Annotated in this window: 16 protein-coding genes, 1 pseudogene and 1 other annotated feature; of the genes and pseudogenes, 6 read left to right on the top strand and 11 right to left on the bottom strand. The window is 49.4% G+C overall.

The window, feature by feature from the left end; all coding sequences use genetic code 11:
• Positions 1-19 precede the first annotated feature (19 nt).
• Positions 20-1,243 carry an MFS transporter gene (locus DSM2777_RS11955; protein WP_025799909.1) on the top strand — a complete coding sequence of 408 codons (1,224 nt, stop codon included), beginning with the start codon at positions 20-22 and terminating at the stop codon, positions 1,241-1,243.
• Positions 1,244-1,594: 351 nt separating this feature from the next.
• Positions 1,595-3,292, top strand: a complete 1,698-nt coding sequence (gene ybaL, locus DSM2777_RS11950; protein ID WP_061554067.1) for a YbaL family putative K(+) efflux transporter — start codon at positions 1,595-1,597, stop codon at positions 3,290-3,292.
• A 553-nt stretch (positions 3,293-3,845) separates the two neighbouring features.
• Here the strand turns inward: ybaL and DSM2777_RS11945 are convergent.
• The 11 genes from DSM2777_RS11945 to DSM2777_RS11895 form a co-directional block, all read right to left on the bottom strand.
• Positions 3,846-5,147 (bottom strand): inosine/guanosine kinase, encoded by a 1,302-nt coding sequence (locus tag DSM2777_RS11945; RefSeq protein ID WP_043494968.1) that lies wholly within the window; start codon positions 5,145-5,147, stop codon positions 3,846-3,848.
• A gap of 116 nt (positions 5,148-5,263) precedes the next feature.
• Positions 5,264-6,238, bottom strand: a complete 975-nt coding sequence (hemH, locus tag DSM2777_RS11940; protein WP_061554066.1) for a ferrochelatase — start codon at positions 6,236-6,238, stop codon at positions 5,264-5,266.
• A 186-nt stretch (positions 6,239-6,424) separates the two neighbouring features.
• On the bottom strand, positions 6,425-7,069 hold the full coding sequence (adk, locus tag DSM2777_RS11935) for an adenylate kinase (RefSeq protein ID WP_025799917.1): 645 nt from the start codon (positions 7,067-7,069) through the stop codon (positions 6,425-6,427).
• 182 nt (positions 7,070-7,251) lie between these two features.
• The gene (gene bglB / locus DSM2777_RS11930) at positions 7,252-8,391 is read right to left on the bottom strand and encodes a beta-galactosidase BglB (protein ID WP_061554065.1); all 1,140 of its coding nucleotides are present in this window, start codon (positions 8,389-8,391) and stop codon (positions 7,252-7,254) included.
• A gap of 72 nt (positions 8,392-8,463) precedes the next feature.
• Positions 8,464-10,041, bottom strand: coding sequence for an MFS transporter (locus DSM2777_RS11925; protein WP_061554064.1), 1,578 nt, complete (start codon positions 10,039-10,041; stop codon positions 8,464-8,466).
• A 349-nt stretch (positions 10,042-10,390) separates the two neighbouring features.
• The gene (gene htpG / locus DSM2777_RS11920; RefSeq protein WP_061554063.1) at positions 10,391-12,259 is read right to left on the bottom strand and encodes a molecular chaperone HtpG; all 1,869 of its coding nucleotides are present in this window, start codon (positions 12,257-12,259) and stop codon (positions 10,391-10,393) included.
• Positions 12,260-12,554: 295 nt separating this feature from the next.
• Entirely contained in the window at positions 12,555-13,160 is a 606-nt protein-coding gene (gene recR, locus DSM2777_RS11915; RefSeq protein WP_061554062.1) for a recombination mediator RecR, read from the bottom strand.
• A complete protein-coding gene (locus DSM2777_RS11910) occupies positions 13,160-13,489 on the bottom strand; it encodes a YbaB/EbfC family nucleoid-associated protein (protein WP_004091772.1) in 330 nt (109 codons plus the stop codon). The genes recR and DSM2777_RS11910 overlap by 1 nt, the downstream gene beginning before the upstream one ends.
• A 50-nt stretch (positions 13,490-13,539) precedes the next feature.
• Entirely contained in the window at positions 13,540-15,540 is a 2,001-nt protein-coding gene (dnaX, locus tag DSM2777_RS11905) for a DNA polymerase III subunit gamma/tau (RefSeq protein ID WP_061554061.1), read from the bottom strand.
• Positions 14,143-14,207: a sequence feature (DnaX frameshifting element), on the bottom strand. It overlaps the preceding gene by 65 nt.
• A 346-nt stretch (positions 15,541-15,886) precedes the next feature.
• A complete protein-coding gene (gene apt / locus DSM2777_RS11900) occupies positions 15,887-16,438 on the bottom strand; it encodes an adenine phosphoribosyltransferase (protein WP_025799929.1) in 552 nt (183 codons plus the stop codon).
• 188 nt (positions 16,439-16,626) lie between these two features.
• On the bottom strand, positions 16,627-17,007 hold the full coding sequence (locus tag DSM2777_RS11895; protein WP_061554060.1) for a DUF454 family protein: 381 nt from the start codon (positions 17,005-17,007) through the stop codon (positions 16,627-16,629).
• A 130-nt stretch (positions 17,008-17,137) separates the two neighbouring features.
• Here DSM2777_RS11895 and priC point away from each other — a divergent pair.
• The 4 genes and pseudogenes from priC (at position 17,138) to DSM2777_RS11875 (ending at position 20,288) form a co-directional block, all read left to right on the top strand.
• Positions 17,138-17,679, top strand: a pseudogene (priC, locus tag DSM2777_RS11890) (primosomal replication protein PriC).
• 180 nt (positions 17,680-17,859) lie between these two features.
• On the top strand, positions 17,860-18,108 hold the full coding sequence (locus tag DSM2777_RS11885; protein ID WP_025799936.1) for a GlsB/YeaQ/YmgE family stress response membrane protein: 249 nt from the start codon (positions 17,860-17,862) through the stop codon (positions 18,106-18,108).
• Positions 18,109-18,117: 9 nt separating this feature from the next.
• Complete coding sequence (gene rsmS, locus DSM2777_RS11880; protein ID WP_046457373.1) at positions 18,118-18,297, top strand: pleiotropic regulatory protein RsmS; 180 nt, start codon at positions 18,118-18,120, stop codon at positions 18,295-18,297.
• A 482-nt stretch (positions 18,298-18,779) separates the two neighbouring features.
• The gene (locus DSM2777_RS11875; RefSeq protein ID WP_167669506.1) at positions 18,780-20,288 is read left to right on the top strand and encodes a sensor domain-containing diguanylate cyclase; all 1,509 of its coding nucleotides are present in this window, start codon (positions 18,780-18,782) and stop codon (positions 20,286-20,288) included.
• The last annotated feature ends 28 nt before the right edge of the window (positions 20,289-20,316 follow it).

The following is a 20,316-nucleotide window of genomic DNA, read 5'->3' as shown; positions in this document are numbered from 1 at the left end:
GAAATCATAAAAACAGACTATGACTGACCGCATCGATCCGGTGTCCGACTCCGTGACACAAAAGCCCGTCAATCGCACCTCGTTTTCCATTCTGGGCGCTATCAGCGTGTCCCATTTGCTAAACGATATGATTCAATCGCTGATTCTGGCGATCTACCCTATTTTGCGTGGTGAGTTTTCGCTGAACTTTGCACAAATAGGCCTTATCACACTGACCTATCAACTGACTGCCTCTATGCTGCAACCGTTGATCGGTATGTACACTGACAAGCATCCGAAACCCTACTCCCTGCCAATCGGCATGGGCTTCACCTTAGCGGGGCTTTTACTGCTTTCCGTTGCGCCTAGTTTTGAAATTGTGCTGATCGCCGCCGCATTAGTGGGTACAGGGTCGTCTATTTTCCACCCAGAGTCCTCTCGTGTCGCACGTATGGCCTCTGGCGGACGCCACGGCCTCGCGCAGTCGGTGTTTCAGGTGGGCGGTAACTTTGGTAGCTCGCTGGGCCCCTTGCTAGCGGCAGCGGTCATTGCACCTTATGGTCAGGGAAATATTGCATGGTTTTCTCTAGCGGCGCTGCTGGCTATCGTTGTTTTGCTTCAGGTCAGCAAGTGGTATCAGCAGCAAACCCGACAAAGCAAAGGTAAGCCTAAAGGCCACGGCAACGTGAAAGTGCTTCCACGCCGTACCGTGGTGATTTCCTTATCCATACTGCTGGTGCTGATTTTCTCGAAATACTTCTATCTCACCAGTATTAGCAGCTATTACACCTTTTATCTTATCCATAAGTTCGGTGTTTCAGTACAAAGTGCGCAAATACATTTGTTTGCCTTCCTGTTTGCCGTTGCCGCCGGAACCATTATTGGCGGGCCTCTGGGCGATAAGATAGGACGTAAATATGTTATTTGGGGCTCTATTCTAGGCGTTGCACCGTTTACGCTGGCTTTACCTTATGCATCCCTTTACTGGACTGGGGTTTTAACCGTGATTATCGGTGTAATTCTGGCCTCAGCGTTTTCAGCCATCTTGGTGTACGCGCAAGAGTTGATTCCAGGCAAAGTTGGGATGGTATCAGGCCTCTTCTTTGGTTTTGCCTTTGGTATGGGTGGCTTAGGTGCCGCAGTTTTAGGCTATGTTGCCGATTTAACCAGCATCGACTTGGTTTATCAGATTTGCGCATTCCTACCATTACTCGGCATCTTGACGGCCTTATTGCCAAATATAGAACATAAAGACGCTAATTAGACTTAATAACCCGACTTATCCTGTAGGATTGGTCGGGTTTGCTTTTCCTCAAAGCCGCGTGCTGCATGCGGTCGTATCACAAAACCTCTCTTTACTGCCGTTGGCGCGTTTTTTTCTAAATTCAGACCTATTTCCCAAAATTAACTCAGCAGAATTCCGATAAATACAATAAACTTATTACAGATACCTGTGGGTTTCACTCAACCAATACACATTGATTGCCATAAAAGAGTGGAAAACGCCGGATTTATACACACATTAATTGAAGTTGCGGCGAGCTATCCAGCGCTGCTTCAAGTTAAGAAGGGTATTAATTATTTAGCTGTTCGTGCAGTGCTAGAAGGAGTCTAGATGCATCACTCAACCCCGCTTATTACGACAATCGTTGGAGGCTTAGTTCTCGCCTTTCTTTTAGGTATGCTGGCAAATCGTCTGCGAATATCCCCATTGGTGGGCTATCTCGTTGCAGGCGTGCTTGCTGGTCCATTCACCCCCGGTTTTGTGGCAGACACCTCGCTTGCCCCTGAGCTGGCCGAAATTGGCGTTATCCTGCTGATGTTCGGCGTTGGTTTGCATTTCTCCTTAAAAGATTTGATGGCGGTTAAAAATATCGCCATACCCGGCGCTATTGCACAAATTGCCGTAGCGACGCTGTTGGGTATGGGGCTTTCGTCGTTGTTGGGTTGGGATTTAGTGACTGGTTTAGTGTTTGGCTTATGTTTATCCACCGCGAGTACCGTGGTGTTGCTGCGCGCTCTGGAAGAGCGGCAGTTGATTGACAGCCAACGCGGCCAAATCGCCATTGGTTGGCTGATCGTTGAAGATCTCGCCATGGTGCTTACGCTGGTTCTGCTACCTGCTTTTGCTGGAATTATGGGCGAAGGCCAAGATATGCAGCTCAAAGACCTGCTGATCGAGCTGGGTATTACGCTGGGTAAAGTCGTGGCCTTTATCACCATTATGATTGTGGTGGGTCGCCGTGTGGTGCCGTGGATTCTGGCAAAAACCGCCAGCACCGGTTCTCGCGAGCTGTTTACGCTTTCCGTTTTAGCACTGGCGATGGGCGTGGCGTATGGCGCAGTAGCAATCTTCGACGTTTCCTTCGCGCTGGGCGCGTTCTTTGCCGGGATGGTTCTGAACGAGTCTGAGCTTAGCCATCGCGCCGCTCACGACACGCTTCCGCTGCGCGACGCTTTTGCGGTTCTGTTCTTTGTTTCGGTGGGGATGCTGTTTGATCCGATGATTCTGGTTGAACAGCCGCTGGCGGTGTTGGGTTGCTTGGCGATTATCGTCTTTGGTAAATCCGTTGCTGCGTTCTTACTGGTTAAAATGTTTGGTTACTCCAAGCGTACTGCTCTAACCGTTTCAGTGAGCTTGGCGCAGATCGGTGAGTTCGCCTTTATTCTGGCGGGTTTAGGCATCTCGTTGAATATGCTGTCGCCAGAAGGACGGAATTTGGTGCTGGCGGGCGCTATCCTTTCCATCATGATTAACCCACTGCTCTTTACGCTGTTAGAACGCTATCTCGCCAAAACCGAGACTATCGAAGATCAGAGCCTACAAGAGGTCACAGAGGAAGAAGAGAAGCAGATCCCCGTTGACCTATGCAACCACGTGCTCCTGGTTGGTTACGGGCGCGTAGGCAGCCTGATTGGGGCTAAGCTACACGATGCGGGCGTTCCTTTGGTGGTTATCGAGAACTCACGCCCACGCGTTGAAGCGCTGCGTGAGCAAGGCATTCATGCCGTGCTAGGGAATGCGGCTAATCCTGAAATCATGGAGCTGGCAAGAATTGACTGCGCACGCTGGCTGCTGCTCACCATTCCGAACGGCTATGAAGCCGGTGAAATTGTGGCCTTCGCCCGAACCAAACGCGATACGCTGGATATTATTGCCCGTGCGCACTACGACGATGAAGTGGCCTACATTTCAGACCGTGGCGCCAATCAGGTGGTGATGGGAGAGCGTGAAATTGCCAACAGCATGCTGGAATTGCTACAGGTCGATAAGATGACGGATGCGGATAAGATGCAGGAGTGCCCGATCTGAATGAGAACTGTGTAGGTTTCGTACGCCTAATACACCGAAATCTACATATACACCTTACAGGCGTCCGAGTCGGGGGGCCAATCGCTGCCCCCCGACTCCCCAGCTTGGCACCGCCCTTCAGCCTGCTTCGCAGGTGCCCGCATCTCGTCACTCCGGCTTTAACGGAACGAACGGCAATCGCCATCCTGGCTCCTCCGTTCTTTCGCCGACGTCCCTGTCGGCGAATCCTAGCCTACACTCCTCGATTTGGCTGAAGAACAACGTGCCGAAAAAAGTCAAAGTTAAAGCAAAACGCGTGTCTGGTTTTTAGTTTAAGTATTGGCAGGGAGAGCCGCCGGTATAGGGATGTACCGGCGGAGTTTGGGACGCCCTGGATGGACGATACCAAACCAGAGCGGAGATGGCATCTCGGATAAAAGCGCGCGAGTGCAGAGACCACGCGCTGGTGGTCTCTGCCCGTACGCCTTCACTGATGTGGCAATAATGCTCGATATTGACTGGCGGGCGGAACGTTACACTCCAGCGACATAAATCAATCAGCAGAGATAACCACTTACCTCTCCCAGTACGACTCTTCCAAACTATCTTCTCGTTCCGGCAGGCCGCGCGTTAGACGAGGTGAATGCTGGTTCAGCACCTGATAACTCACGCGGTTCGCGTATTTACAGACCTGTGCCAGCGAAGAATACGTCAGGTAAGTACGCTGATGTTTGCTGGAGTTTGGCACGTTGGTACGGTGGAAACCGTTGGCAGCCACGTCATGCAGCAAGGCGGCAAGAGCACCGTCGCCAGCCCCGTTGGTGTTCATGATTTTCTCAGGGCCGCCCATGTATGGCGCAATATGCGAGTAAATTTTGAACGGATTTTCACAGGCGCTTTTGCGCATCGGACGGCTGAATTCATACAGGTTAAATTCGGGAATAACACCCGGCAGCAATGGATGCTGAGTCTTACGTTTGCCTTCTTCTTCAGTGTAACCCGCCATATATAAGCCAATCGGCCCCGCGGTACACAGAACCAGATCAACCCACTCCAATGCTTTATCTGATGCGGCAAGCGGATCGCTTAATCCAGTTAAGGCTTCAGCTTCTTCTTCATTCATCGCCACAACTGTGACGTTATCGCGCAGGAAATCACGCCACCACTGCGGATCGTCAGCAATCACAAACTTAGTCCCCAGCGTCAACACCACCGGTACATTGTGCTTTTTCGCGTATTCAATGGCTTTCATCGTGGCATCGCGCATCGGCTCGCCCGGTTTGCAGCGCACCAAATAGGCCGTCAACACCAGTGCAGAAGCGCCAGCAATAACCTCTTCCGGAATGCTTTCAGGACGCAGCTGATTCATCATTCCAGGGCTGATAGCAAAGGTACGTTCGCCGTTCTCACTAATTAAGGTGAAACAGCGACCAATCGCGCCATCAACGCCTTGCAGATAGTTGAGATCGGTACGGCTGGAGGTATTACACAGATAGCGATAGGCATAGCTACCAATTTTCACGTTGCTGCACATCACGCCCAGTAAAATGGAACGATCGTCAGCCAAAACGGAGTAGTTGTGCATGGTGTTGCCGATAGTGCCACCGGCAAACTCATGGGTGATCAGTTCGTTATCTTTCAACTCTTGATACAGCGCTTCCGCAACATCGTCTTCAATCACCAGAGAATGTCCCTGACTCAGACGATAACGGGTAATAAATTCGTCGCTGACTTTCGCCTCAATATCCACCAGCGTTTGGTCGATGCCGACCACGTAGGAGGTATCAATCTCGCTTTTTTGCGTTGCATGCAACAACGGATCGCGCGCGTTTACAGGAAAGTAGTGTTTAGATTTGCGTTGGCCAGGGAATTTCATCAGTGTCGTCAGCAGTTATGAAGCGTTGTTATTAACGGGAAGCCGAGAATTCTAACACATCACTTGCTTAATCGTCAGAGCCCAAGACTCTGACGATTAACTTTAGCCAATGGCGATCACGCAGGGCGCGTCATCTGCTCCATCACCAGCTGATAAAACAGTTCGATATGCAACGCGTCGTCGTTGAGCGCAGGAATATATTCAAACTGCGTTCCCCCCGCTTCGATAAAGAACTCTTTGTTTTGCACCTTGATCTCTTCAAGCGTTTCCAGACAATCGGCGGAAAATCCTGGGCAGATAACCTGAAGGTGCTTCACGCCTTTAGCGGGAAGCTGTTCAATCGTTTTGTCAGTGAAGGGAGTTAGCCATTGTTCACGGCCAAATCGTGACTGGTAAGTCATCATGTAACGCTCAGCGCTAAGCCCTAATGCATCGGCCACTGCGCGGGTAGTCACACGGCAACGCTGCGGATAATCATCGCCCTGATCGGCATAACGCTGTGGAATACCGTGGAATGAGAACAGCAGCATGTCAGGTTCGCCATGTTGGGCAAAACTGGTTTTAATCGTCTGGCTCAGCGCCGCGATATAAGCAGGATGCTCCGCATAATCACGGATAAAGTTTAGCGACGGAATACGGCGCATCTGAGCAAAATGCCGGGCAACCGCATCAAACACCGCGGCGTTCGTCGAACAGGAATATTGCGGATAAAGCGGCAGCAGAATAATGCGATCGACACCGGCATCATGCAGTTTATCAATTGCGCTTTTCAGCGCGGGCTGACCATAGCTCATGCCCAATTCAACCGGAATATTAGGCAAACGTGCCTGCAAAGCTGCCTGCTGGCGACGGCTATACACCATCAGCGGCGAGCCTTCATCCATCCAGACGGATTGATACAGTTTGGCGACGCGAGGAGAGCGGATCGGCAAAATGATACCGTTTAAAACCGGCCACCAGATCAGGCGAGAAACATCGACCACGCGTTTATCGCTGAGGAACTCGGCTAGGTAACGTTTAACCGCTGACGAGGTTGGAGCCTCTGGCGTGCCCAGATTAACTAACAGTACGCCGAACTTTTCTTGCCTCATGCTGCCCTCGGTTATGCATTATCTTGATAGATTGGAAGTTTTGATATTGTAACCAAAATGCTGCAAATCCCAACCAATTACTCTTATTGGTCAACACCATCAAAAGGTGGATATAGAAAAGGCGGCTATTTATTAGCCGCCTTTCATCGTTTCTAGGCCAAACTCGCCTAAAATCGTTCTTATTTCTTAGCCTAGGATAGTTTCCAGCTCAGCACGAACGGCTGCAACAGACTGAGTACCGTCTAATTTGACGTACTTAGTCTTGCCGTTTGCGGCTTCTGCGCTGTAGTAACCGATCAGCGGAGCAGTCTGCTGATGATATTCAACCAAGCGCTTACGTACGGTTTCTTCCTGATCGTCCTTACGGGTAACCAGTTCTTCGCCGGTCACATCGTCTTTACCTTCAACCTTAGGTGGGTTGAATTTAATATGGTAAACACGGCCAGAACCCTGATGTACGCGACGACCGATAATACGTTCAACGATCAGCTCGTCAGGAACATCAAATTCCAGTACGAAATCAACGTTGATGCCCGCTTCTTTCATAGCATCAGCTTGAGGAATGGTGCGTGGGAAGCCATCTAGCAGGAAACCATTGCGGCAATCTTCCTGAGTGATGCGTTCTTTAACCAAGGCGATAACCAGTTCATCAGTTACCAGCATGCCCGCATCCATGATTTCTTTTGCTTTTTTGCCCAGTTCGGTACCGGCTTTCACTGCTGCACGCAGCATGTCACCCGTAGAGATTTGCGGAATGCCGTATTTCTCCATGATGAACTGTGCCTGAGTGCCTTTACCCGCGCCAGGAGCGCCAAGCAGAATGATACGCATCGCGTAAATCCTCTTAAATTATTTTTTATAAAATTCAAAAACACTAAACCTTACCATTTTTGTGACCGCTACCTCAAGGAATCGGGCCGCTGCTGAAACGTGAAACTCGCATAATAAAACGGGCGCGGGTGATTTTTCTCTCACCGGCACCCGTTTTTGACCTACTTCTCAGTGAATAAACGTTACAGATAAACGCGCATATATTCTGACAAACATAAAATAGCCATCGCCTGACCATATGGCATCGACGTCAGCGGAATCTGGCGATAATAGTCGTAGTCTCGCCCCATCGCCGTACCAAACGATACGTTAGTTAATTCACCCTCGGCATTAATATGCTTGATCACACCTTTCACCGCTTTTTCCGCCGTGTGCGCATAGTCTGCACTGATATAGCGTTTGCGCACCGCTTTGAGAATGCCGTAGGCAAATCCGGCGGTGGCCGACGACTCAACGTAGGAATCAGGATCGTCGAGTAAGGTATGCCATAAACCGCTTTCATCCTGACATTTCGCCAATGCTGAAACTTGGCTTTCCAGTACCTGAATCAAGAAACGTCGCGTGGCGTCATATTCAGGGAGATCCAGCAGTTCGATAAATTCAGGGATCACCATCGTCAACCAGCTGTTCCCTCTCGCCCAACGCGCTTTGGCAAAGTTGTGGTGGCCTTCAAACGTCCAACCGTGGAACCACAGACCGGTTTCACGCTCCATCAGATGCTGGGTATGCACCAAGAACTGATACTTCACTTCTTCAATATATTCAGGCTTGTTCAGCAGTTTGCCTATTTTTGCCAACGGCAACACGCTCATCATCAGAGTGTCATCCCACAGCTGTTGATGATTCTCTTCTGCCAGCGTGACGTGCTGCATGCCACCACGTTCGGTGCGCGGCATTTCATACATCACCCATTCGGCCCAGCGTTCTAAGTAAGGCAGCCAGCGCGGATCTTGAGTCTCTTCATAGCGATAAGCCAGTGTCAGAAACGGACACACCGTGTTCACGTTTTTAGTCGGTGTTCCCTCGGCAAAGCGCTCGGTAAACCAGTCATCAATAATGGCGCGCATCGCTTGATCGCCGGTCTGCTGGTAATACTGATAAATGCCGTAGAGGCCAATACCGTGCGTCCACTCCCAGCCAGCCCAACCTTTGGTATCAATCACTCTCCCATCATCCAAGCGCAGCAGGAACTCTCCGGTTTCGTCGCTGATATTAATCAGATTGTCAGTCATCTTACAGATTAATCCCTTAAGCTCATCGCGAGCGATAAAGCGCTCAGGCTGACGCAGTAATGGACTATGTTTTACCGGATATACGAGCATGGGAACTCCCTTAATTAATTCAGAAAATAATTCAAATTCATTTCACTGTGTCATTTCGCTGCGCCGTGCGGATTAGGCATTTTTTAATATATGCAACGCCTTAGGCGCAGGTTTGTCACGGTTGAGATAGCCAATATTGTTGTTACCCCATAACGATTCATATGGCATACCTGCCAGCAGTTCGACGGTCGCTTTCGCCTCTGGCGTGATTTGCTCTGGCACGATATGCCCTGCCTCGCGCATTTTGATGGTTTCTTCGCGCAGCACGCTGTGCGTTTGCAGGTTGAGTTTGAAACGTAAGGAGATATAAAAACCGACGCACAGTACACAAACGGTGCCTACGCTGAGGATCATGAGAATGGTATGGCTGACTGCGGAAGCCTGCTGTGCTTGACCAGATACAAAACCGGAAAGCTGCATTACAATCCCGACTAACATCACCGCACAGGCCTGAGAGGCTTTACGGGTGAGCGTCATAATGCCGGCAAAAATACCTTCACGGCGTTGCCCTGTGATGACTTCATCAACGTCAGCAATATAGGTGTAGGTATTCCACGGCACATAGTTGATACCACCGCGCCCCAACCCTGCTACCGCGGAAATCAGCAACAACAGCGACATCGCGTCATTCATGCCCGCGTAATACAGCACGCCGTAAGACAAGGCGCTCAGACCGAACAGCACCACCACCAAACGATATGAAGGTGCGGGGCCAAAACGGATACACAGCGGGATCATGCCGATGACCGCAATAAACTGCATGATGGCCATGGTTCCCATCAAACTAGACGCCACGGTAGCGCTTTGCATCAACACAAACACCACGTAGTAGGTGAACACCGCGTTGAATACGTCCTGCGCGATATATCCACCGAGGTACATCCCCAGATGCTGACGGAAGATGCGAATACGCAGCGTTGAGGTCAGTTCCACGTTTAAACGCTTCAGGCTTTGTAGCAAGGTGAGTTTTTGCTTTTCTTGCTCGGCTCTGAGTTGAGCTTCAGACATCTCTTCGCGTGGTCGTTCCCAGGTATAGAAATAGACCAGCGTTAACACGCCCGCGCAGATAACGGAGAACACTAAACTGGCGTAGAAAAAAGAGATGGCGTTATCTTTGCCAAAATAAGCCAGCAGAATGCCCGGTAGAAACGCCGCCAATATGGCAGAGAGCTGTGCCAAGGCAATTCGAGCGCCGGAAAATTTGGTTTTCTGTTTAAAGTCATCGGTCATTTCCGGTACCAGCGTTTCGTATGGCACCAAAATCATCGAGTAAACAACGTCAAAGAAAAGGTAGGTCAGCAGGTAGTACCAATAATGCATCTCGCCAACCCACATCAGGCTGTAGCTGAACACTAATGGAATACCGAGCAGAATAAAGAACTTACGGCGGCCAAAGCGCTTACCCAAACGCGTTGAGCCAAAGTTGTCGGTTAAAAAGCCCATTAAAGGACTCACTACCGCATCAAGTACTCTCGCCATGGCAAAAATAAACGTGGCTTCAATTGGACTTAGGCCACAAAACGTGGTGTAAAAATAGAGGAGCCAGGCCGCCGTCAGGGCCGTGGTGCCCGCACCGAGAAAATCTCCGGAGCCGTAGGCTAAATAATTCATCAGCCCTATTTTGCGTGTCTTTTGCAATGGCATCGTCATCACTTTCGTTCCCCGTAGTGTCTTATCTGAGCACCCCATCGATATTTCTGTCACTCACGAAATCGCGGAGGGCACTCTTCCTATGGGTCTAAAGTAGGTTTATGACCGACTGAAAACCTTTGTGCTTTTGCCACCTGATGACGGTGAATGGCAAAAATATAAAGAGATTACCGATCAACCTCTCCGTTTTTATAAAACAGCGTTTTGTTTTTATCAAAGCGGATATTCAAAAATGCAATGCGAGGCGCAAAAATAGCGGGAAATAGAAGAGAAAAACGGCAATGGCAGGATAAAAAAGTGCCGCCCCGTATTCGCGGGGCGGCATAAGTTATGACTTGATTAACAACGATTAAGCCAGCAGTAAATCGTTCACACGTTTAATGAACTGGTTCGGATCTTCTAAGCTACCGCGTTCAGCCAACAGTGACTGATCCAGCAGCAGCTCAATCCATTCACCAAAGCGGGCTTCATCTTGCTCGTCAGCGGCACGTTTCACCAGCGCATGGTCAGGATTCAGCTCAAAGATATATTTAATTTCAGGCGCATCCTGACCCGCAGCGGCAAACAGTTTTGCCATCTGAGTGGTCATTTCATCCGCGTCGGTAGTGACTACCGCAGGGGTTTCGGTCAAACGATGCGTCAGACGCACGTCTTTCACACGATCGCCCAGCAGGGTTTTCACGCGCTCAACGAACGGTTCCAGCGCCTTTTCAGCTTCTTTCTGTTCGCTAGTTTCTTCATCAGCCAGCTTATCCAGAGATTCATCTTTTTTGCTGACGGATTGGAATGGCTTACCATCGAACTCGGTCAGGTAGCTCATCATCCATTCGTCGATGCGATCGGAAAGCAGCAGGACCTCGATGCCTTTCTTACGCAGCAGCTCCAGATGTGGGCTGCTCTTCGCTGCGGCATAGCTGTCAGCCGTGATGTAGTAAATCTTCTCTTGGCCTTCCACCATGCGGCTGATGTAGTCGGTCAGAGAGACGTTCTGCACGGCGCTGTCATTGTGAGTTGATGCAAAGCGCAGCAGCTTAGCAATGGCTTCAGCATTGCTACCGTCTTCGGCTGGACCTTCTTTCAGCACCAGACCAAACTGCTGCCAGAATTTCTGGTATTTCTCAGCATCGTCTTTGGCCAGTTTATCCAGCATCTGCAACACACGTTTGGTCAGCGCAGCACGCAGGCTTTGCGTCACGCGGCTATCTTGCAGAATTTCACGCGAAACGTTTAATGGCAGATCGTTAGAATCTATCAGACCACGCACAAAGCGCAGATAGTTCGGCATGAACTGTTCAGCGTCATCCATAATGAATACGCGCTGCACATACAGTTTCAGCCCGTGTTTATGGTCGCGATTGAACAGATCCCACGGTGCCTGCGCAGGGATGTACAGCAGGCTGGTGTATTCCTGCTTACCTTCAACGCGGTTGTGACTCCAAGTGACCGGATCAGTAAAGTCATGGGCAATGTGCTTGTAGAACTCTTTGTACTCTTCGTCGGTAACTTCAGACTTGGTTCGCGTCCACAAAGCCTGCGCTTTGTTGATTTTTTCCCACTTCTGCTCGCCGTCTTCACCTTCAGTAGTCAGGATCTCAACCGGCAGTGTGATATGGTCAGAGTATTTGCTGATGATATTGCGCAGACGCCAATCATCCAGGAACTCATCTTCGCCTTCGCGCAGATGCAGCGTGATCTCAGTACCGCGCTCGACTTTTTCGATATCAGCGATGGTGTAATCACCCTCGCCTTCTGACTCCCAGAATACCGCTTGATCGGCGTTAGCACCGGCTGAACGCGTGCGAACGGTAACTTTGTCTGCCACGATGAAAGCAGAATAGAAACCAACACCAAACTGACCAATCAGCTGGCTGTCTTTAGCTTGATCGGAACCGATAGACTCCAAGAATGCCTTAGTGCCCGATTTAGCGATTGTCCCCAAGTTGTCGATAACTTCGTCACGAGTCATCCCGATACCGTTATCGCTCAGAGTCAGGGTGCGCTTTTCTTTGTCTGCTGAAATGCGAACGTGCAGATTACCGTCGCCTTCATACAGCTCAGGGCTTGATAACGCGCGGAAGCGCAGTTTATCGGCCGCGTCGGATGCGTTGGAAATCAGCTCACGCAGGAAAATTTCTTTGTTTGAATAGAGTGAGTGGATCATCAAATGCAGAAGCTGTTTGACTTCTGACTGGAAGCCACGGGTTTCTTGGCCTTTCATAATTTTGCTTTTACCTCAATGGATAGCACTCAGACAAAATGTTTTCCCTTCATTGTTCAAGCTGTATGTGCGTTAGCTGCGTTTATTCGCCCAAGTCACATAGTTATCTATGCGCCTAGGGACTCATAAGCTTGCTGCCTTCCTACAACTTGAACTATTTTGGGTAGAGTGGTTAAAAAATGGGGATGGGATGTTGAATTTCAAGGGTAAAAAATACAATCGAGGAAAAAAGAAATACGGCGTGTAACTTAGATCACTTTATCAGTGGCTAAATTACACGCCGGTCAGGCAGAGGTTAAAAACGAACGGGGTTACGTCCGGCCAGAGAGTGTGACAGCGTGGTGCCGTCAACCATCTCAAGCTCACCGCCAACGGGGACACCGTGGGCAATGCGGGAAGCCAATACGCCGTGAGCATTGCACATTTCAGCAATGTAGTTCGCGGTGGCTTCGCCTTCAACCGTTGGGTTAGTGGCCAAAATCACCTCGGTGAGTGACTCCTGCCCCAAACGCTCTTCCAAGCGATCTAAACCGATATCCTGTGGGCCGATGCCGTCCAGCGGAGACAAATGCCCCATCAGAACAAAGTAACGACCTGAGAATTGCCCGGTTTGCTCTATCGCATGGATGTCTGCTGGGCTTTCGACCACGCAGATTTGTCCATTTTCTTTACGACGCGAGTTAGAACAAATCGTACATACATCCTGTTCGGTAAATGTACGACAGTCTTCACAATGGCCGATTTCCGACATCGCTCGGGTGAGCGCCTGCGCCAGACGCATTCCACCGCTGCGATCGCGCTGCAGCATGTGGAATGCCATGCGCTGCGCCGACTTCGGGCCAACGCCCGGCAGGCAGCGCAGTGCTTCCATTAATGATTCAAGAAGCGGGCTGGTTTGCATCAGAATGGCATCTTGAAGCCCGGCGGCAACTGCATACCGCTGGAAACTGAAGCCATTTTTTCTTTCTGAGTTTCTTCAATACGGCGCGCCGCATCGTTGAACGCCGCAGCGATCAGATCTTCCAGCATCTCTTTATCGTCTTCCATCAGGCTTGGATCGATTTCGATACGACGACAGTTATGCGCACCGTTAATGGTCACTTTTACCAGACCCGCGCCAGATTCGCCGGTCACTTCCAGCTGAGCGATCTCTTCCTGCACTTTCGCCATTTTGTCTTGCATTTGCTGGGCTTGCTTCATCAGGTTGCCCAATCCGCCTTTACCAAACATAGTGTTCTCTCTTTGCGTGGGGCTGTGTCGGCCTCGTGCTGACACAGCGGTTAAACAGGGCGGATGCTCTCTTCATCCAGTTCGGCGTCAAAGAAACGTCGCAAAGTCTGGATGTTGCTATCCGCAGCAATGGACTGGCGAGCCTGCGCCAGTTTTTCTTCGTAAATCGCCTGCCGCCATTCCAGCGGCGTGAGTCGTTCTGGGTTATCGTCTTCGATAATCGTCAGTTCAACCGGGCGACCATAATGTTCACTCAGCGCCTGAGACAAAGTCTGCTGCGCAGAAGCGGAGTTTAAATGACGTTGCGAAGAACGTAAATGCAGAAGCACTTTGCCCTCTTCTGCCGGTTCACGAAACGCATTCAACGCCAGCTGCTGAACCAGTTTTGGCAGGCGTAGCTGATTTAGCTCGGCCGCCCATTCATCACGGGTCAACGACTCCTCAGCCAGTTTAGCGGCCAGCTCAGGCGTTTTTTCATACTCTAGCGCGGTGCGCAACGCTTTCGGCGTAGCAATTTCCTCGCGCTTGGCTTCTACCGCCTTGGTTTGTGCTTTCCAGCGATAGGCTTCTTTCTTCGGCGGTTTCGCTTCTGCCGCGGCAGCTTGACGCTGCTGGCTGCGCTCCGTCACTGATGCCAAACGCTCCAGTGCTGAGCTTGCCGGCCGCGCGGTTACTGGCGCTGCCGGCTCATTCTTTTTTGGGTCAGTTCCCCCACCCGCCTTCTGCCGTAGCTGACTTCGAGCCTGCAATAGTTGGGCGGTGGCATCCGAAAGCCCAGTCGGTTTTGCCGCAGGTTGTGCCGGAGTCACGTTCTGTGATTGAAACTGCCCAGCTGGCGGCATGGTATTCTGCTGTGGTGCCGTATTTTGTGCTGGCATGTAGCCAGACGCCGAATGAGCTCCGCCTTGCGCAGGCATAGTTGGCAACGCCGTTTGCGGTGCGGCAACAGGTTCAGCAATCACAGCTTTGGGATGAAACGCCAGCGCGCGCAGCAGCGTCATTTCCACGCCCATGCGACGATCTGGCGCATAGGTTAATTCTTTGCGGCCTGTCAGTAACACCTGATAGAACAGCTGTAAATCTGACGGCGGCAGCGTTCGTGCCAATTCACGCAGGCGTTGCTCTACGGAAATATAATGGCTATCTAACGCATTCGGCAGCAGTTGCAACATCGCGATGCGGTGCAGCAGAGTCAGGGTTTCAATCAGCAGGTTTTCCCAATCCACTCCGCGTGAAGCCGCCTGCTCAACCAGCGCCATGACTTTTTCGCCATCGGCATCCACCAGCGCTTCAATAATCGCAAGTGGCTGCTCGTCATCTAAGGTGCCGAGCATTTGGCCAACGGTTTCTGCCGTGACTTGCCCCAGCCCCATCGCAATCGCCTGATCGGTAAGGCTTAGCGCATCACGCATACTGCCTTCGGCGGCACGCGCCAATAGCTGCAACGCGCGCGGCTCGGCGGTAAATCCTTCCGCGGTGGAAATTTTTTCCAGCTGGGTGCGGATCTGCTCAACGTCCAAGGCTTTGAGATGAAACTGTAGGCAGCGAGACAAAATCGTTACCGGTAGTTTTTGAGGATCCGTCGTCGCCAGCAGGAATTTGACATGCGGAGGCGGCTCTTCCAGCGTTTTCAACAGCGCATTAAAGCTGTGGCGGGAAAGCATGTGCACTTCGTCAATCAAATAGACTTTAAAACGGCCACGCGCAGGCGCGTACTGAACGTTATCCAGCAGATCGCGGGTATCTTCAACCTTGGTTCGCGAGGCGGCGTCGATCTCCAGCAAATCGACAAAACGGCCCTGCTCGATCTCACGGCAGTTATCACACACGCCGCAAGGCGTTGAGGTGATGCCGGTTTCGCAGTTAAGCCCTTTCGCCAATAGGCGCGCGATGCTGGTTTTACCCACGCCGCGGGTGCCGGAAAACAGATAGGCGTGATGAATACGCCCTAAAGAAAGGCCGTTTGCTAGCGCGGTCAGAACATGTTCCTGACCCACGACGTCAGAAAACGTTTGTGGACGCCACTTACGGGCAAGTACCTGATAGCTCATTGATACTCATCATTGATTTGTAAGGGGTAATTTCAGTATGACTGCAAAAACCGCGATGCTGATCGGGGTTATCATATACCGACCGGGGGTTCATTCTGTTCAACGAACTCGTTATATATGGCGTTAAACAGAAAGATCTCAACTTATGATTACGCTCAGCCGCATTATGACGAGCTATCTTTGTATTGTAACAGCAGCTTTATGCTGATTCCTAATTACTTTCGGCGCGGTGAACGAGAGGTTTTTGTAGCCTGACGCGTTCTGTCTATCTCACTGTCTGAAAAATACAAAAGCCCCGTATTAACGGGGCTTTATCTCAGCAATTGTCGAAGCCTGTCACCGGTAATTAATGACCGGCAAAGTCAACGAGGCTATAGCAGTTGATGCCTTGCGCAGTCAGACGTGCTTCGCCGCCCAATTCTGGCAAATCAATGATAAACGCTGCATCGGTCACCACGCCGCCTAAACGACGGATCAGTTTCACCGTGGCTTCGATGGTGCCACCGGTTGCCAGCAGATCGTCAATCACCAAAACGTTATCGCCAGGCTGGATGGCATCCTGATGGATTTCCAGCGTGTCGGTACCGTATTCCAGTTCATAGCTTTCGCTTAACGTAGCACGCGGCAGCTTGCCCGGCTTACGCACAGGAACAAAGCCTACGCCCAACGCCAGCGCCACAGGAGCTCCGAACAGGAAACCACGGGCTTCGGTGCCCACGACTTTGGTTACACCGGTGTTACGGTAGCGTTCAACAAGCAGCTCGATGCTCAGTGCATAGGCTTTTGGGTCTTCCAGCATGCTGGTGACGTCGCGGAACAAAATCCCTGGTTTTGGGTAGTCCGGGATAGTCTTAATGCTTTCTCTAAGGAATTCGATTTGTTGTGCTGTAGCGGTCATAAAATTGTTGCCTGATAAAACAGCGGGTCCGGGCTAACGCAAGCCACCTGAACTTCCCCCGATACGTGGCCTGTAGTCTCAGACCTGCGGTGTTCGGTATATAGAGCAAAGGGACAGGGAGGTAACCCGCGCACGAAAACGCTCAAATCTATTGAAACTGGCGAACAAATGCAACTGTAGAGTTCATTTCACGGTGTTTTTTCTTGCTCTGCATCAATTACCGGCAGGCGCCACATAAAGAATAGCAGGCAGGCCAAAATCACCAGCAGCAAAATGCGTACCCACCACATGTTCACCAACCACAACGAAAGCGCGAAGGTCAGAATAATAAAAATAATGGCCTTTGGCTTAGCTCCTGATGGCAAACCACGATGTTTTTGCCAGTGACGTAAGTAGCTGCCAAACCAAGAGTTATACAATAACCAATGGTGAAAACGCGGCGACGAACGGGAAAAACACCAAGCCGCCACCAGCAGGAACGGCGTGGTCGGTAATAAAGGCAAAATGGCGCCTAGGCAAGCCAGACCAAATGCGATCCAGCCCAAAACAATGAGTAATATGCGTTGCATGATGTCTCTTGCCCTACTCCCCACGACTCCATTACCATCTGATGTTACATGAGCATTGCACCGAAAGTCATGGGTGATAACCATCCCGCCCTCCTCTCTAAGCCCGATAATCACCGCTAAGGTATCTCTGATGTCAAGCCAACAGCTTCTACAGGTGTTAGAACAGCGCATCATCCAGCTGGAACTCTCGCTGAAAAATAGCGGTTATATACCGACCCGACAGCCACGCTTTGACCGTGCTCTTTTTGCCAGCGCCGAAACAGGCCTGAAAGATTATTTACATGAGCTGCGCGGTAATTTTGCAAAACTCACGGATGCCGTAAAGCGTAACCATCCACAGCAGGTCAATTTTTTAGCTGAGCGGTTAGTTGCCCAGATTGAAGCGCTGCAGCGGGAGCTCGCCACACAGCAGTTACGCCGCCAAGATGCTAAAAGTCGGCGCTCACCGCTTGCCATTATGCAACAGAAACTGGCAGAAAATCAGGGCTATGAGCGCCGCTTAAATGACATGCTCTATGAACGTGAAAGCCAGCTTGGACAGTGTCAAACGTTGCAGCAGCAACAAGGGATTCAGCAAGAACTCGTGGCCTTAGAGGGACGTTTAAGTCGCTGTCGCCAAGCGCTGAAAAAATTGAAAAACAAATAGAACAAATGGAGCTCGGGTTTTCCTAAAATTCTGAAAATAAGCCATTTATGCAGAAAGTCGTTCTATTCATCCTACAAACAAATAAAATGATGTGGCCTTCATTGTGAGGGCTTATTTCTATCTATAATTATCAAAGCTTTCTTCTCTGATATCGCATTCGATGTCATCAGAGCTAACGCTAAATGTTTGTTTAAGGGAGACGTATCATGGGCATTATTTCTTGGGTCATTCTTGGTCTTATTGTCGGCATTTTGGCTAAATGGTTCATGCCGGGTAAAGATGGCGGCGGTTTCTTTATGACCGTTATTTTGGGTATCGCAGGTGCATTAGTCGGCGGCTACATTAGCTCATTCTTTGGAATGGGAAGCGTCACTGGTTTTAATTTCGTGAGCCTGATCATTTCAATTTTGGGTGCTATGCTGCTGCTGTTCATCTATCGCAAATTGAAAAACTAAGGAAAGGTTATGTCACTCGAGAAAGCAGCACCTGAAGTGCAACTTGCCGTCGATTTGATCTATCTGCTGGAAAGCAACGATCTTGGTCCTGAAGTCGTGTTAGCAGCCTTAGAAATCGTCCAAAACGACTATAAAGCTAAACTCTTGCTCAAAAAACAGCAGACAATTTCGCCACTCAGCAACGTATAGCATCTCGAGTCATATTGTAAGGAGCCAAATGGCTCCTTTTTTATTGTAGAATAATCCGAATTAAATTATCTTATTATAATTAATATATTTCTTGGTTTGTTTTTATAAAAATCCTATTTATTTATACCATTAACACTTATTGGTTATATTATATTTATCATGCTAACCATAGTGAGAAATATCTTATTACCCTTAATTTTTTACCTTGGAAAAGAAACTTCCTAATCACGTTTATTTTCTGGGAAGAAGTCATTCCATAGGCCTAATTAATGCAGGAATATTTGCTTCCTTGATACGTTAACTTGATTTCCCTCAAGATCATTTTATGATCGATGAAATATTATTATTCATGTTGATATATTCATTACTCCTATAAAGTTTTATTATAAAAGTGTTTTATTTATTTTGGTAAAGGACTTACCTCCAGAGAGCTATTCTGGTTACTCAATGCAACATAAGCCTCTTAATTTATGATTTCTACTTTGCAAAAACCATGGTCAGTTAAAAAGCAGGTTCACTTAGCGATTCTCACGCTAGCACTTCCACTGATCGTTCTTTATGTTTGGTTCTATCAGCACGTGAAGCAAGAGACGTATCATAATATCGATGAAACATTAGCCTTCATTGCGCACAATACGGCTATGCAGTCAGTCGATCGTCAAATAAAAGATATCAAAAATAGCGCTATTGCGCTTGCGACCCAAGCATCACCCAGCGAATCACTGATGTTCGTTAATTCAGATGAGAGCAATCTAAAGAAAATTGTTGCTTATGCCATTAATGCTAATCGCCATTTTACCAATATCCTGGTGTGGGTAGAGGGTGCAGGGTTTAACAGTATCCCTAAAATAGAATCTCCATCATACGATCCTAAAGAGCGCCCTTGGTTTCCACGCGATACCCTAAAGAACAATTGGGTGCGTTTCTCGATGCCCTATAGTGATGAGTTTACTCATCATAATGTTTTGACTATCTCGAAAAATCTGAACGACGAGCAGGGTGTTCGGTATGGCGCGTTATCGATGGATTTAGATCTGGCCGCAATGAGCCTGCCGTTAAAAGAGATCGCCTTACCCTTAAATGGAAAATTGGCCGTAGTCCATCATTCTGGGCAGATTGTCATGCACGCGAATCCGCAAGAGATTACCTTGCAGATTGCTCATCCAGAATGGTTGAAGCAAATGACTGATGCTGAAGGCTATTTTTATGACGAAAAAGCAGGCATTCATGTTTACTATCACTCGTTTACCAACCCAGATTGGCACCTTATTCTTACGGTAGAAGAGAATAAGATTGAGGCTTTAATTGCTGAGTCGACGCAACCCATGCTGATCTTGGCGATTGTCACTGTGATGCTCTATATCACCGTGGCGGTACTTTGGAATACGAGTCTGCAACGCATGCTAAGCGAGCTACTAGCCACAATACGCAGTGGCAGCATGGATGAAAAAACCTCCGATCTTGCCAGCGTCTATTCTGAAATTAAAAAGCAGCACCGAGCCAGAGCTGAAGCAAATAAAGCCGCGATTGAGGACAGCCTGACAGGATTGTTTAATCGCCGCTATTTTGATGAGCGCTTACCGAGCCTGATTGAAAATAGAGTTCCTTTCTTTTTGGCCATGGTTGATATTGATAACTTTAAACAAATCAACGATCGCTTTGGTCATCCCGTGGGCGATGAAGTTTTAAAATATATCGGTAAAACAGGCCAAGAGATTGTGGGGCCTCAAGGATTGCTGTGCCGCTATGGCGGTGAGGAATTAGTGATGCTGATTTTGAATAGCGATACCAGCAGCGTGGTACATCTACTCGATAAATGGCGTATCGCCATTGAAAAGAAACAATGGCACGAGGCAGGATTGCATGTCACCTTCAGCGGTGGACTCACTCAATGGCAGGGTGAAACCGCAGAGGAAATATTGAAAATCGCTGACGACTATTTATATACCGCGAAGCATAACGGAAAGAACAATATTGTCACTAAGGCCTAATCCTTAAATATAGTTCTCAAGTTACGCA

This window comes from Obesumbacterium proteus (genome assembly GCF_001586165.1).
Classification (GTDB): Bacteria; Pseudomonadota; Gammaproteobacteria; order Enterobacterales; family Enterobacteriaceae; genus Hafnia; species Hafnia protea.
Note: the sequence above shows the minus strand (reverse complement) of the source record. Positions and strands in the feature narration are given on the sequence as shown.